The 14,035-nt window shown below is 70.2% G+C and carries 9 protein-coding genes and 1 pseudogene; 2 read left to right on the top strand and 8 right to left on the bottom strand.

From position 1 onward, the window contains the following. Window positions 1-39: 39 nt before the first annotated feature. From ACZ5VD_RS33580 to ACZ5VD_RS33550, 7 genes are all read right to left on the bottom strand, one after another. Window positions 40-1,572, bottom strand: a complete 1,533-nt coding sequence (locus tag ACZ5VD_RS33580) for a glycoside hydrolase family 32 protein (protein ID WP_468684368.1) — start codon at window positions 1,570-1,572, stop codon at window positions 40-42. Then, window positions 1,569-2,657 carry an ATP-binding cassette domain-containing protein gene (locus ACZ5VD_RS33575; protein ID WP_468684367.1) on the bottom strand — a complete coding sequence of 363 codons (1,089 nt, stop codon included), beginning with the start codon at window positions 2,655-2,657 and terminating at the stop codon, window positions 1,569-1,571. Before ACZ5VD_RS33575 ends, ACZ5VD_RS33580 begins: the two co-directional genes overlap by 4 nt. Further along, complete coding sequence (locus tag ACZ5VD_RS33570; protein ID WP_468684365.1) at window positions 2,654-3,619, bottom strand: ABC transporter ATP-binding protein; 966 nt, start codon at window positions 3,617-3,619, stop codon at window positions 2,654-2,656. The genes ACZ5VD_RS33575 and ACZ5VD_RS33570 overlap by 4 nt, the downstream gene beginning before the upstream one ends. A 3-nt stretch (window positions 3,620-3,622) precedes the next feature. Beyond that, window positions 3,623-4,543, bottom strand: a complete 921-nt coding sequence (locus tag ACZ5VD_RS33565; protein ID WP_468684364.1) for an ABC transporter permease — start codon at window positions 4,541-4,543, stop codon at window positions 3,623-3,625. A gap of 13 nt (window positions 4,544-4,556) precedes the next feature. Next, window positions 4,557-5,534 carry an ABC transporter permease gene (locus tag ACZ5VD_RS33560; protein WP_468553257.1) on the bottom strand — a complete coding sequence of 326 codons (978 nt, stop codon included), beginning with the start codon at window positions 5,532-5,534 and terminating at the stop codon, window positions 4,557-4,559. 95 nt (window positions 5,535-5,629) lie between these two features. After that, window positions 5,630-7,312: an ABC transporter substrate-binding protein gene (locus ACZ5VD_RS33555; RefSeq protein WP_468684362.1), complete on the bottom strand. Its 1,683-nt coding sequence runs from the start codon at window positions 7,310-7,312 to the stop codon at window positions 5,630-5,632. 74 nt (window positions 7,313-7,386) lie between these two features. Then, entirely contained in the window at window positions 7,387-8,409 is a 1,023-nt protein-coding gene (locus ACZ5VD_RS33550) for a LacI family DNA-binding transcriptional regulator (RefSeq protein ID WP_468684361.1), read from the bottom strand. A gap of 195 nt (window positions 8,410-8,604) precedes the next feature. Between ACZ5VD_RS33550 and ACZ5VD_RS33545 the strand changes: the two are divergent. Beyond that, window positions 8,605-9,624: pseudogene (locus tag ACZ5VD_RS33545) on the top strand (carbohydrate kinase family protein). A gap of 1,005 nt (window positions 9,625-10,629) precedes the next feature. Here ACZ5VD_RS33545 and ACZ5VD_RS33540 read toward each other — a convergent pair. Next, window positions 10,630-11,769, bottom strand: a complete 1,140-nt coding sequence (locus tag ACZ5VD_RS33540; protein ID WP_468684360.1) for an ABC transporter substrate-binding protein — start codon at window positions 11,767-11,769, stop codon at window positions 10,630-10,632. A 1,304-nt stretch (window positions 11,770-13,073) separates the two neighbouring features. On the opposite strand from ACZ5VD_RS33540, the gene ACZ5VD_RS33535 reads away from it, so the two are divergent. Next, the gene (locus ACZ5VD_RS33535; protein WP_468684359.1) at window positions 13,074-13,979 is read left to right on the top strand and encodes an NADP-dependent oxidoreductase; all 906 of its coding nucleotides are present in this window, start codon (window positions 13,074-13,076) and stop codon (window positions 13,977-13,979) included. The last annotated feature ends 56 nt before the right edge of the window (window positions 13,980-14,035 follow it).

Raw genomic sequence — 14,035 nt, 5'->3', positions numbered from 1 at the left:
GGACGTCCACCCCGCGGGCCGCGGTCGTGTGTAAGACCGTCACGGCCACAGCGGCCGGGGTCCGTCGGTGAAGGCCGACGCCATCTGCCAGGCGTCGAACCGCTCCAGGGTCACGTCGCCGTCGCCACCGACACCCACGCCCACGGCCTCGTCCGGGCGGGTGGGGTAGATGCGGGCGGTCAAGGCACGCCCGTTGGCGTAGATCTCCAGTGCGGAGTGGTCGACGAGGACGCGCAGGTCGACCCGGCCGTCGGGGTCCAACGGCAGTTCGCCGTAACGCGGTTCGGTGTCCACCGTCGGGTCGAGGCTACTGCTCTCGCGGTTCAGGCTCAGGGTGCCGCCCGCTCCGTCGTGCGACCGGCTCACCTCCACGACCGTGCGTTCCACGCCGTCCGGCGTCTCGCGGACCACGAGCCGGGCGGTCGCTCCGGGAGCGAGACGCAGCGTCGTCTCGATGTCCAGCTGGTCCCCGCGCACGGCGGGCAGCCGGGTGTACGGGTCGGCCAGCCGGCCCGGAGCCACCTCTACGCGCTCCCGCCGCAGCTCGGCCAGCTCCGGCGCCGGGGCCTGATACAGACCGCCGTCCGTGGCGAGCGTGACGAGCCTGGGCAGGGACATCACACCGCACCAGCCGGCCCGCGCGTTCGCCTCGTCCGTCCGGCCCTCCTGGAGCCAGCCGAACATGATGCGGCGGCCGTGCTCGTCGCGCGCGGACTGGGGGGCGTAGAAGTAGCGGCCGCCGTAGTCGAGGCGGTGGAGGGCGGTCGGGGTGAAGGTGTCGCCCCGGTAGCGGCCGGTCCAGTACAGGGGGTGGTGGGTGTTGCCCTCGTCCCAGGCGGAGAAGACCAGTACGTCGGTGCTGTCGGCCTCCTCGTCCTCGCCGAGCCGGAAGAGGTCGACGCACTCCCACATCGTGCCCGCCCAGTCGAGCTCGCCCCGGTTCTGCGAAGCGTCACCGCTCAGCAGGGGGCCGATGTAGCGCCAGCTGCGCAGGTCCTCGGATTCGTACAGGAAGGCCGTTCCGCCGACGCCGCGGATGCCCGAGCCCACCAGTTGCCGCCACACCTGGCCCTCCCGCCACACGCAGTGGTCGCGGAATGCCGTGATGTCGGCGCCCTCGGGCGGGGTAGTGATGACCGGGTTGGCCGGGTCCTTGGTCCAGTACCGCAGGTCGGCCGATCCCCTGGCCACGCAGGGGAGTTCATGTTCGCCGTGCCTGCCCGAGTAGACGAGCGTGGGGACTCCCCCGTCGTCGACGAGGACGCCGGACCAGCAGCCGTCGCGGTCGGGGCCGTCGGTGCCGGGGACGAGGGCGACCGGTTCGTCGGTCCAGTGCACGAGGTCGGTGCTGGTGGCGTGGCCCCAGTGGATGCGGTGGTGGGCGGCGGCGAGCGGGTTGTACTGGTAGAAGAGGTGGTAGACGCCGTTCCAATGGCTCAGCCCGTTGGGGTCGTTGAGCCAGCCGCCGGGCGAGGTGAAGTGGAAGCGGGGGCGGTGGGGGTCGCGCAGGGCGCGTTCGGCCAGCCCCTCGGCGGTGTGGCTGCCGGCGGGGAAGGTGAGGTCGTGGGTCATGCGGCGGTGGTCTCCGCTTTCTCGGTGGCGTCGGGGGCGTCGGGGGCGTCGGGGGCGTCGGGGGCGTCGGGGGCCGCGGTTGCCTCGGTGGCCTGCCGGTCCGTGGCCTTCAGGACACGGCGGGCGATGTCGGAGGCGGGTGCGCGCAGATGGCAGCGCACCCAGTGGGGCTGGCCGTCGTCCTCGCCGACGATGTGGCGGACCGACTCGGTGCGGCTGCACGTGCCGTCGTCGCCGTAGGGGCAGGACGTGGGGTTGAGGATCGCCTCGCGGTGCTTGGCGCGCTCGACGGGGTCGTAGCTGCCGGCCCGTTCGGGGTCGGGTACGGCGGACAGCAGCAGGCGGGTGTAGGGGTGGGCGGGGGCGTCCATGACGGCCAACGCGTCGCCGCCCTCGACGAGTTCGCCGGCGAACATGACCATCGTGGTGTCCGCGAGGTAGCGGGCGGAGCCCAGGTCGTGCGTGATGTAGAGCATGGCGATGTTCCGCTCCTCGCGCAGGCGCCGCATCAGGTTGAGCACGCCGACGCGCACGGAGACGTCCAGCATCGACGTCGGTTCGTCGGCCAGGATGAGGCGTGGCTCCACCGCCAGCGCACGGGCGATGGAGACGCGCTGACGCTGGCCGCCGGAGAGTTCGTGCGGGTAGGACTGGAGCATGTCCTTGGTCAGGCCGACCGTTTTCATCAGCTCGCGCAGCGCCTCCGGTGTGGCGGAGTGGCCGTGCAGGACGAGGGCCCGGGTGAGGAAGTGTTCGATGCGGTGGACGGGGTTGAGTGAGCCGAAGGGATCCTGGAAGACCATCTGGACCTTGCGGCGGTACGCCCGTGACACCCGGCGCCGCTCGGTGCGCAGGATGTCCTGGCCGTCGAGCAGTACCCGTCCGGCGGAGGGCTGTTCGAGGCGGGCGAGGCAGCGGGCGATGGTGGACTTGCCGCTGCCTGACTCGCCGACCAGGGCGGTGATCCGGCCGGCCGGCAGGTCGAAGGACACGTCGTTGACGGCTCGGACGCGGCGCCGGGAGAAGACGGTGCCGACCTGGAAGTCCTTGGTCAGACCGCGTACGGACAGCAGGGGTTCGGTCATCGGGAGACTCCTTCCGAGCTGCGGGCCTCGCTGCGGGCCACCCAGCGGCCGGGCGCGATCTCGCGCAGGTCGGGGATGTTCGTGGAGCAGTCCGAGCGGTCCTCGGGACAGCGGACGTGGAAGCCGCAGCTGTCGGCGGTGCGCGGGGCGTCGAAGAGGCCGGTGAGCTCCTGGCGCGGGCCGGTCAGCGGCGGGAAGGCGTTCATCAGCGCCTCGGTGTAGGGGTGGAGCGGTCCCGCGAACAGGTCCTTGGCGTCGGCGAGTTCGACGATCCGACCGCCGTACATCACGCCCATGCGGTCCGACAGCTCGATCATCAGGGACATGTCGTGGGTGATGAAGAGGATGGAGAAACCCAGCTCCCGCTGGAGGTCGCGGATCTGCGCCATGATCTCCTGCTGCACGACCACGTCGAGCGCGGTGGTCGGCTCGTCCATGATCAGCAGCCTTGGCTTCAGGGCCACGGCCATGGCGATGACCACGCGCTGGCGCATTCCGCCGGAGAGCTGGTGCGGGTACGCCTTCAGCCTTCCCGGGTCGATGCCCACCAGCTCCAGCAGTTCGCCGGCCCGCTCCCGCGCGGCCCGCTTCTTCATCTTCTCGTGGGTGGTGAAGATGTCGACGATCTGCTCGCCGATGGTCAGCACGGGGTTGAGGGAGTTCATCGCCGACTGGAAGACCATGGCGATCTCCCGCCACCGGAAGGCGCGCAGCTCTCGTGCGTCCAGGGCGAGGACGTCCCGGCCCTGGAAGCGGATGCTGCCCGCGGTGATGTCCGCCGGAGGCTTGAGCAGCCGCATCACCGCGTTGGCGATGGTCGACTTGCCGCAGCCGGATTCTCCGGCGAGGCCGAAGATCTCTCCGGCGCCGATGGAGAAGGAGACGTCGTCGGCGCCCACGACGGTGCGTCCGTCACCGCGGTATTCGACGCGCAGGCCGTTCACCTCAAGTACGGGTTCCATGGCTCAGCCCTTCCTCTCACGGCGGGCACGGCGGTTGCGCAGCCTGGGGTTGGTGATCTCGTCGACCGCGTAGTTGACCAGCGCGAGCGTGAAGGCGACGAGCGCGATGCACAGTCCTGAGGGGACGAAGGCCCACCATGCGCCGGTCATCAGCGCACCGTCGTTGCTGGCCCAGTACAGGTTGGTGCCCCAGCTGACGACGCTGGTGTCGCCGAGGCCGAGGAACTCCAGGCCGGCCTGGGCGCCGATGCCGAAGATCACGCAGCCGAGCAGCGTGGTCATCACCACGGACGCCATGTTGGGCAGGATCTCGCGGAACATGATCCGCAGCGGACGCTCCCCGGTGACGACTGCCGCGGCCACGAAGTCCTTGCCGCGGATCGACTTGGCCTGAGCTCGCAGGACCCGGGCCGAGCCCGCCCAGCCGGTGACGACGAGGACCAGGATCACGGTGGAGGTGCCGGGCGGCAGGAACGCGGCCAGGATGATGAGCAGCGGCAGGCCGGGCAGCAGCAGGAAGATGTTGGTGACCAGGGTCAGCGCATCGTCGACGATGCGGCCGAAGTACGCGGATGCGAGGCCGACGAGGATGGCGACCGCGGTCGCCACGAGCCCCACTGTGAACCCCACGAACAGGGAGCTGCGCGCACCCCACAGGGTGAGGGCGAGCACGTCCTGTCCCTTGGCGGTCGTACCGAGCCAGTGCGCGGCCGACGGGGCCTGGCTGCCCGTGGAGTTGATGAACGACGGGTCACCGGGTGCCAGGACGGGTGCGAGCAGGGCAAGCAGCGCGAACAGAGCGAGCAGGATCAGCCCGGTCAGCGCCTTCTTGCTGTCGATGAGCTGGCGCAGCAGTCCGCGCCGGCGGGAAGCGCCCACGGGGGCCGTCGGCGCGGGGGCCGTGGCGATGTCGATGGCGGTCATGTCGGCAGCCTCCTCAGCGGACGCGGACGCGCGGGTCGAGGCGGACATAGACGAGGTCGACGAGGAAGTTCGCGATCAGCACCGCCGCCGTGATCGTCAGGAAGATGCCCTGCATCAGCGGGTAGTCCAGACCCTGGACGGCGATCAGCAGCTGGTAGCCGATGCCCGGGTAGGCGAACACGACCTCGGTGAGCAGGGCGCCGCCGACGACGAAGCCGAGGGCCATGCCGAAGTTGGTGACGGAGGGCAGCAGGGCGTTGCGGGCGGCGTAGCGGAACATGATCCGCGAGGGGCTGAGCCCCTTGGCCTCGGCCATGGTGATGTAGTCCTCGGCCGCTGTGGCGATCATGGTGTTGCGCATGCCGAGCATCCAGCCGCCGACGGAGACCAGCACGATGGTCAGTGCGGGCAGCACCAGGTGGGTGGCGACGTTGGAGAGGAACTCGGCGTTGAAGCCGGGGGTCAGGCCGACGTCGTAGGCGTGCCGCATGGGGAACCAGCCCAGGCTCACCCCGAACAGGTACAGCGCGCCCATGGCCAGCCAGAAGTACGGGAACGAGCCGACGAAGATCAGCAGGGGCGGGAAGGCGGAGTCCAGGACGCCGCCGCGCCGCCAGGCGGCGACGATGCCGAGCACGTTGCCGAGCACGGCCGCGATGACGAGCGCGACGCCGCCGAGCAGCAGGGTCCAGCCGATCTGCGAGCCGATCACGTCGGTGACCGGGGTGGGGAAGCGGGAGATGGAGATGCCGAGGTCGCCGGTGAAGACGCTCTTGACGTAGGAGACGTACTGCTCCCAGAGGGGGCGGTTGTCGAGGCCGAAGAGTTTCCGCAGCTGGGCCATCTGCTCGGGCGGCATGGTGCCCTGGGCCTGCGCGAACATCCGGGAGACCGGGTCGCCCGGCATGAAGCGCGGGAGAACGAAGTTCAGGGTGATGGAGGCCCAGAAGGCGAGCAGATAGAACCCCAGGTTGCGCAGGATCAGACGCACGGGTCGTGCTCCCTGTCGGTGGGGGGTGAACGTGTGGCTCGGTGCGCGGGGGCGGCCGTCCGGGGAGGAGGGCGGCCGCCGGTCCGCGGGCGGCGTCAGCCCTTGACGGGCTTCAGCGACGTGAGCACGAGGATCGTGCTGCCGTTGCGGTTGCCGAGGGTGGCGTACGGGTTCTTCTCGGTGGGCCAGCCTGTGAAGCGGGCGTCCGTGTACGCGCCCCACTCGGGGCCGGTGAACAGCGGGACGACGGGCGCGTCCTTGTCGTACAGCTCCTGCAGGCCGTTCATCTGCTCGGCCTGCGTCTTCTCGTCCGTGGCGGCGGCGAAGGCGTCGATGAGCTTGTCGGCCTTCTTGTCGCCGAAGCGGTGGTAGTTCTCCGTGGCCTGCTTGCCGGCCGGCTGCACCATCCTGGTCGACATCACGCCCCGGAAGTACTCGTACGGGGTGGCGCCGTTGTTGCTCCACACGATGCCGGTGTCGAAGGTGCCGGTGTTGTACGAGGACTGGACGACCGACCAGTCGGGCGTCTTCACGGTGGCGGTGATGCCGACCTTCGCGAGGTCCTGCTTGATGATGTTGGCGACCGAGATCCAGTCGGAGGAGGCGGAGCCGACGGAGATGTCGAGCGTGAAGTTCTTGCCGTTCTTCAGCTTCCGCTTGCCGCCGCTCTCCTCGTAGCCGGCCGCGTCGAGGGCCTTGGCCGCTGCGGCGCTGTCGTACTTCGTCCAGGTGCAGGAGGCGGCCAGCGACGTGTCGCGCCACTTGTCGTACGTGCGGGCCAGGCCCGTGCAGTCGGCGGGTTCGGCGTAGCCGTTCATCGCGACCTCGGTGATCTGGTCGCGGTCGACGGCCATGCTGAGCGCCTTGCGCACGGCCGGGTCGTTGAAGGGCGCCTTGGTGGTGTTCAACTGCCAGTTGATCATGGCGCCGGTGGCCGGGAACCAGTAGTGGTTGTGCTTCTTGTCCTTGGCGACGAAGGACTTCTCGATGTCCGGGATGAACGACTGCGTCCAGTCCACCTCGCCGCTGGTGAAGGCGATGTTGGCGCTGTCGTTGCCGGAGAAGGCGAGCATCTGGATGCCTGCGATCCGCTGCTTGTCCGGCTGCCAGTAGTCGGGGTTCTTGCGCAGCTCGTACGACTGGCTCTGGAACTTCTCGATCTTGGTGTACGGGCCGGTGCCGACCGGGTTCGGGTTGGTGAACTTCGCCGGATCCTTCACCTTGGACCAGATGTGCTTCGGCAGGATGTAGTGGCCGCTGATCTCGTAGAAGGCGGTCGAGAACGCCTTGTTGAACGAGAACTTCACCGTGTGGGCGTCGACCGCGGCGACCTTGTCCAGGTAGTCGAAGCCGCCCAGCACCTTCTTCTGGAGCTCGAAGGTGTAGACGACGTCGGCGGCGGTGAGCGCCTGGCCGTCCGACCACTTGACGCCGTCGCGCAGCGTGAAGGTGAGGGACTTGCCGTCCTTGGCCTGCTCCCACTTGGTGGCCAGCCACGGCGTGTCCTTGGCATCGGCCATGCTGTGCACCGCCAGCGGCTCGTAGACCGACTGGAGGGTCATGGGGGCGGCCTGCGGGGAGAGCGGGTTGAAGTTGCGCGTGAACGTCGCCAGATCCTCGCGCGGGATGGTGAGCAGCTGGTTGCCGGAGGTGTCACCGGCGCCGGCGGTGCCCGAGCCACCCGTACAGGCGGACAGGACCAGGGCCGCGGCGGCGCTCGCGGTGACCGCTCTCAGGACGGCTCGGGGCCGCCGTGAAGGTATGCGGGAGGGTGCCATAATGGAGACTCTTTTCCTCTCTTCAACACACAGGGCGAAGACGGGACGGGATTACTCGGCGGACTGATTCGCAGTCAGACCGACGAGCGTTCGAGCAGCGGGCAGTCGATCGTCACCCGACGGGTGTCGAGCGGCTGCCCCGCTGCGAGAGCGGCGAGCATGTCGATGCCCTTGGTGCCCATGGCCTCGAAAGGCAGGGCGAGCGTCGTCAGCTTCGGCCGCAGATAGGCGGCGATGAGTTCCTGGTTGTCGAACCCCACCACGGCCACGTCGTGCGGAATGCGCAGCCCACGTTCCTTGATCGCGTCGTACGCGCCCATCGCCATCCGGTCGTTTCCGCAGAACAGCGCGGTCGGCCGGTCGCCGGCCGGGCGGTCCAGCAGTTCGCAGGCGGCGTCATAGGCGCTGTCGGCGGTCGCCCAGCCGGGGACGACGAGAAAGGGGTCGGGGCTGATCCCGGCCTCACGCAGGGCACGTTCGTACCCTTCGCGCCTGCCGATGGCGGCCGGGATCGCCGGGTCGAGGTTGATGAACCCGATGCGGGTGTGACCGGCGTCCAGGAGCCGGCGGGTCGCCTTGTATCCGCCCGACACCTCGTCGGGCAGGATGCACGGCAGCTCCCCTTCCGCGTCGTAGCAGTTGACGAGCACCGTCGGCACCTCCCGGGCGGCCTTGGGCAGCGTGACGGCACGGTGCCAGGTCGTGGCGTACAGCAGCCCTTCCACCCGGTGCTCCAGCATCTGGTCGAGCGCGGCGGCTTCCTGGGCGGGATCGCCCTCGCTCGCGGCGATCAGCAGGAACCTCCGGTCACCCCAGGCGCGGCTCTGCGCGCCCGTGATCACCTCCCCCGCGAACGGGCCGGTCACGATCTCGGTGATCAGCCCGAACCACCCGCTGCGGTTCGCGGCCAGCGCCCGCGCCCCGGCGTTGGGCCGGTAGCCGAGCTCCTCGATCGCCGCCAGGATCCGCCGACGGGTCTCCTCGGGGATGGCGGCGCCGGGCTTGTCGTTGAGGACGAAGGAGACGGTGGTCCGCGAGACACCCGCATGGAGCGCCACATCGCTCATGGTCACGCGATGCGTCTTGTTCGTGGCCACTTCCAGTCCCCTTCGACCAGCCGGAGGCGAAACACCGTCTCCGGTTTCGCGCTTTAATAACGCGCGTTACTTCCTTGTGGCAGGGAAGTTACGTCCGTCTTGAGCGGCATGTCAATACCCGTGCAAGGGCTGCATCAGGCCACCGCCCCGGTCCTTCGCGACCCGCGCTCTTCCTGAGAGAGGCAGACCGTCACCATGGCCCGACCCCGGGCCCTCAGCAGCGTCGCCGTCACCGTCCTCGGCGAATGCGTCGCCGACGCCTTCACCGACCCGGCCCGGTCCAGCTCCGATGAACTCGCGCTGCGCGCCCTGCCCGGCGGCGGCCCCGCCAACACCGCCGTAGCCCTCGCCCGGTTCGGCACCCCCACCCGCTTCCTCGGGCGCCTCTCCACGGATGCCTTCGGCACCCTCTTCCGTGCCCGTCTCAGCGCCTCCGGCGTCGACCTGACCGGCAGCGTGACCGCCGCCGAGCCCAGCACCCTCGCCATCGCCGACCTCGACGAGACCGGCCAGGCCACGTACACCTTCTACGCCGACAGCGCGGCCGACTGGCAGTGGACCGACGAGGAACTCGCCACCACCGGGTGGGAGAGCGCGGCCTGCCTGCACACCGGCTCCCTGGCACTCATACGCCAACCCGGCGGCACCCGCATCGAGGACCACCTCGCCAAGGCCCGCCAGCACGTCACCGTGTCCATCGACCCCAACGTCCGCCCCTGCTCGTACCGCCCGCCGCCTACCGCGAACGGCTCCCCCACTGGTGCGCCCTCGCCGACATCCTCCGCCTCAGCGAGGACGACCTCGCCCTGCTCCTCCCCGGCGCCGGCCCCGAGGAGGCGTGCGACACCTGGCACGCCGCCGGCGCGCGCCTGGTCGTGATCACTCTCGGCGGACGCGGAGCCCTCGCCTCCCTCGACGGCCACCGCGTCACCGTCCCGACCCCGGCCGTGGACGTCGTGGACACCGTGGGGGGCCGGGGACTCCTTCACCGCGGGCCTGCTGCACCGCCTCGCCGCCCTCGGACACCTCGGCGGCCGACTCGACCGGCTGAACCTCGAAGACCTCACCGACGCCTGCACCTTCGCCGCCCGCGTCGCTGCCCTGACCTGCTCAGTCCCCGGCGCGAACCCGCCCCGGGCAGAAACCTCCGCGATCTCCGTTCCCGCGATCTCCGGACGCCGTCCGCTCGGCAGCAGCAGTCCAGTGGCCTCGTAGAAGAGCAGCGTTGCGGCCGGATGCCGAGGCGCTCGGCCAGCTGCGATATGCGGCAGGTCCTCGCACCACCGACGGTAAAGCCTAGACACAACCCGAAGGTCAAGACCCTTCGCCAAACCACCCGAACCCCGCCTGGACAGACAGCCAGAAGCCGTCCGTAGACGGGTTCACCCGCCGGAACATCCAAGATCGCGGGAACCCACCTGCTTCCCCCCTTGGACGTGCTCGCCGACGCCCACCCGCCGATCGCGCCAGCACGGTCTACCACCCACGCTGAAGGAAGCCATGCCCTGGCCCGGGGCGCTCGAAGGCACGGGCGCTACCGCCCAGCCGGCGCACACCCCGGGTCAAGGTCGCCACCGTGAACAACCTGCACTCCCCCGGCGCCCGCCGGCTTCAGCAGCCCCTGACGAGCAGCTTGGCCCTGGCCTGGGGCCATGTGGTGTGCAGGTAGTGGTCCTCGGCGGCACGCTCCGGAGAAACACCCCCGAGGTCTTCGAACATGAGAGCTCCTCGCGGGCGGCGTGCAGGACCAGGACAAGCTACTTTCCGCGCACCCCGGCAAGCCACTCGTTTCCCCGCCGCGCGAGACAGGCCGGTCACAGACCACGATCCAGCCACACGATGCGTGGCTTCACGATCGGGCCCTCCGGGGTGGCGGCGTGGCCACAATGCGGCCAGAAGGGCGGAGTTGGGGACGAGGCGGGGCTCACGTGTGGCATAGCCGAGTAACGACCGTGAACGGCCGGATAGTTGCCGGACTCGCTGCCCCACGGGCCGCGCGGAGCATCACCCTCGGACGCGTAGGAAGCCAAGCGGCGCTCGGCATCACCAACGCCTCCGCGAAGCAGCGGCGCGTGAGGGCGTTGTCAGCGTGGCTCTCGGGCGGTGCTCGGCGGGAAAGGGCATCCCCACCCGCCGAGAGGGCTGATGGGGATGCCGAAGACGTCGTCATGCGACGGCCCGGGCGTCGTCGGGCCCGGCCCGTACGGGGTCTGCCGGGGGTCAGGCGCCTGGGTGCAGACCGGGCCACCCGGGTGTCGGGTCGCCCTTGACCTCGCCGAAGTAGAGGGCGAAGGTCTGCTTCAGCCGCTCGACCTGGGCCCTGTCCTCCATGAAGCGGGGGAACCCGTCCACGTTGGCGTTCGGGTACTCCCAGATCGGCTTGAGGCCGGTGGGCGGCGCGATGTCGGTGCGCACCGACCAGCTGTTGGAGGTCTGGCGCTCGGTGGACAGCTGCCAGTTGAGGTAGAGCTTGGCCGCTGTGGGGTTGGCGGCCTGCTTCAGGATCGCGATTCGCTGTCCCCACGCCATGAACGGGTGCCCGTCGGTCATCATCCAGCGGGTCGGGGTGGTGGCGAGCGGGTTGCCGCCCGCGCCGATGCCGATGATCTTCTCCTTGTTGGTGACCGCGGCGCCGGGGGAGAAGGAGCCGCGGGCGAACTGGGGCTGCTGGGCGGCGAGGCCGGCTATCCAGTCCCAGCCGTAGGTCTTGGCGTAGAGGGCGTAGAGGTAGAGCACCGCGTCGTCGTCGTGCGGGTAGGAGGAGGCGATGGCGCCCTTCCAGCGCGGGTCGACCAGGTCCAGCGGCGTCTGCGGTGCGTCGGCGCCGGCCGCTGCCACGTCGTACAGGTAGCTGAAGGCGATGACCATGCCGGCCACCCAGGCAGCGTCCGGGTCCCGGAACTTCTTGTGGAGCTTGCTGAAGCCGGCGGGCTTGTAGTGCAGCAGCCGTCCCTGGCTCTTCCAGCGGGTGAAGTCCTGCAGTGTCTGCAGCTGCACCACGTCGGGGACCAGGGTGTCGGTCGCGAACTGGTTGTCCACGCGGACGTCGTGGTACTTGCTGTAGTCCACGATGAGGTTGAGGTCGATCTGGGGGAACCGCTGGCGGAAGGCGGTCCGGGCGCCCGCGCCGCTGCCCGAGTTGGCGAGGTCGCCGCCGGCGTAGATCACGAGTTTGCCGCCTTCGGCGATGGCGGCCTGGTACAGCTCGTCGAGGGTCCTGGTCTCCTCGGCTCCGGCGCCGCGTGCGGCTGTGGCCGAGGTGGCCGCGGCGGGGGTCGCCGTGGTGCCGAGCGCGCCGAGGCCGAGCGCGGCGCCTGCTCCGGTGGTCAGGAGGCGCCGTCGGCTGGGAAGGCTCGTCATGGGGGTCAACCTTTCTGCGTGGGGGCAGCGGTGTTCCCGGCGGACGGGCGGTGGACCGCCTCGGCCGGGACGGTGGGAGCGGAAACGGCGAAGCCGGCTCTCTCGCAACGGCGTGCTCATCAGTCCGGTGGTGCGTGTCTTGCCGGAGTCGGGGAACTCGGTGGCGAGCCGGTGGCCGCCGGCGTGGGTGAAGTCGGCGTCGACCAGCGCCTCCTGCTGACCCGAGGGGCAGTCTCGTTCTTGCTGCCGACCGGAACATCCAGATCGCTATTGGTGAATTCGAGTGTGTTCATCAGGCACTTCGCTGTGCGGTCGAGAGCGGGGCCCGCTGGATTCGAGCCGTTCATCTGACACGACATTATCTGACGCGTCAGGCTTTCTGGTGGGCGGGTGCGCAGGGTGTGATGTGAATCGCACGGGGCCTGCCGGCTCGGCCTTGTGGCGGCATCGCGCAACGACCGGCCCGTTCATGTGGGCCGAGTCGGTGAGTTCACGGGTTCGACGTACCTGCCACCTCCCGGTCTGCCGTCAGACGGAGGTGAGTGCCGTGGCCGGGTCGGGTCGGCACCCGCCCGGCGCCGTCGAGTACGGAGGCCAGGTACACAGCCCAGGCCGGCAGGCCGGTCCCCGCGCCCGGCCCGTCGGACCCCTATGGCGTCGGCGCTGACGCGAGGCCGGGAGGACCATCGGGGCTGACGCCCCTCCAGAACGGCGCCTGAGCATCGACGCGCACCTGACGGGGCACGGCAGGCTGCACCACGGCCCATGCGACTCCCCGGCGCCGAGCGCTACAGGCGCCCGCGAGGCGGCAAGTGGCGTAGACCGTGAGGGACTTCCGCCGCTCCTGCTGGTCGATCTTCATGACCTCGCACTGCTGGAGGTCCGCATCGCCCGGCGGGCGGACCCAGCGCGCGCCCAGGCCCACGGCCTGTAACAGGCGGGTGAGTACGGGAGCGGAGGTCTTCACCGTCGCCACGGCGCGCTCTCCGATCAGTCGCCGGGCGCAGGCCACCGGATGCGGCGGGCAGTTCGCCCAGGCGACCCACAGAGGGGCGCCCGCCACGCCGTCCAGGCTGATGGCATCGACGTGGCAGTCCTCCCGCCGCCGGCCGCGGTTCCTGCCCGCCGCAGGGCGTTGGCGGCATCTACGTGATCGGCCATGCACGTGGTCGGCACACCCCGCAGTGAGCCGAGGTGGCCGCCTCCACCCTCACGTCCGCAAATACTTGGCTAGCCACGTTAATGCTGTTAGGTTAATCCATGTGGCCAGCCACACTTTTGATCGCCACGGGAATGGAGTCATCATGAAAGCCATCCAGTTCGACCGTTTCGGCGGCACGGAAGTACTGCACGAGGCGGACATCGAGGTCCCACAGCCCGGCCCCGGGCAGGTCCGCGTCCGCGTCAGGGCGGCCGGGCTGAACGCCCTGGACGGCAAGATCCGCTCCGGGATGATGGAGGCCGTCCGCCCGACGACTCTCCCCGCGGTCCCCGGCGCCGAGCTCGCCGGCGTGGTGGACGCCCTGGGTGAAGGCGTGCAGGACGTACAGGTGGGCGATGAAGTGCTGGGCTGGTCGGACACCGGCTCATACGCCCAGTACGCGCTGGCCACCACCGTGGCCCTCAAGCCCGCCGGCCTCGACTGGCAGCACGCGGTCGCGCTGCCGGTGGCCGCCGAGACGGCCGAGCGGGTCCTGGACCTGCTCGGCGTCACCGCCGGGGAAACGGTGCTGATGCACGGCGCGGCCGGAGCGGTCGGCACCCTGGCGGTCCAGCTCGCCACGGCCCGCGGAGCGCGTGTCATCGCCACCGCCGGCCCCGCCAACCAGGACTACCTCACCTCGCTCGGCGCCACCGCCACCCTCTACGGCGAGGGCCTGGTCGAACGGGTCCGGGCGCTGGCCCCCGACGGCGTGGACGCGGTGTTCGACCTGGCCGGCAAGGGAGCCCTGGAGGACTCCATCACCCTGCGCGGCGGCACCGATCGCATCGTCACCATCGCCGACTTCAGCGCGCACCAGCTCGGCATCACCTTCTCCAGCGGTGGCCAGGAACGCTCGGCCGCCCGCCTGGCCGCCCTGGCGCAGGAGGCCGCGACCGGCAAGCTCGTCACCACCGTCACCGCCTACCCCCTCGACCGGGCCGCCACGGCCCAGCAGGTCAGCGGCGCCGGGCATGGCCGGGGCAAGCTCGTCCTCACCCTCGACTGATCACGCCCGCCACCACACCCACCCCACCTACCGCCCTCCCGGTGGCCGCCTGGCCA

The organism is Streptomyces sp. NPDC032822 (assembly GCF_055578825.1).
The sequence above is the reverse complement of the archived record's forward strand: the minus strand, read 5'-3'. Positions and strand labels throughout refer to the sequence as shown.

Coding starts and splice junctions, on each gene's coding strand:
- ACZ5VD_RS33555 (WP_468684362.1), bottom strand. CDS start 7,312: ATGGCACCCTCCCGCATACCTTCACGGCGGCCCCGAGCCGTCCTGAGA.
- ACZ5VD_RS33570 (WP_468684365.1), bottom strand. CDS start 3,619: ATGGAACCCGTACTTGAGGTGAACGGCCTGCGCGTCGAATACCGCGGT.
- ACZ5VD_RS33575 (WP_468684367.1), bottom strand. CDS start 2,657: ATGACCGAACCCCTGCTGTCCGTACGCGGTCTGACCAAGGACTTCCAG.
- ACZ5VD_RS33565 (WP_468684364.1), bottom strand. CDS start 4,543: ATGACCGCCATCGACATCGCCACGGCCCCCGCGCCGACGGCCCCCGTG.
- ACZ5VD_RS33540 (WP_468684360.1), bottom strand. CDS start 11,769: ATGACGAGCCTTCCCAGCCGACGGCGCCTCCTGACCACCGGAGCAGGC.
- ACZ5VD_RS33535 (WP_468684359.1), top strand. CDS start 13,074: ATGAAAGCCATCCAGTTCGACCGTTTCGGCGGCACGGAAGTACTGCAC.
- ACZ5VD_RS33580 (WP_468684368.1), bottom strand. CDS start 1,572: ATGACCCACGACCTCACCTTCCCCGCCGGCAGCCACACCGCCGAGGGG.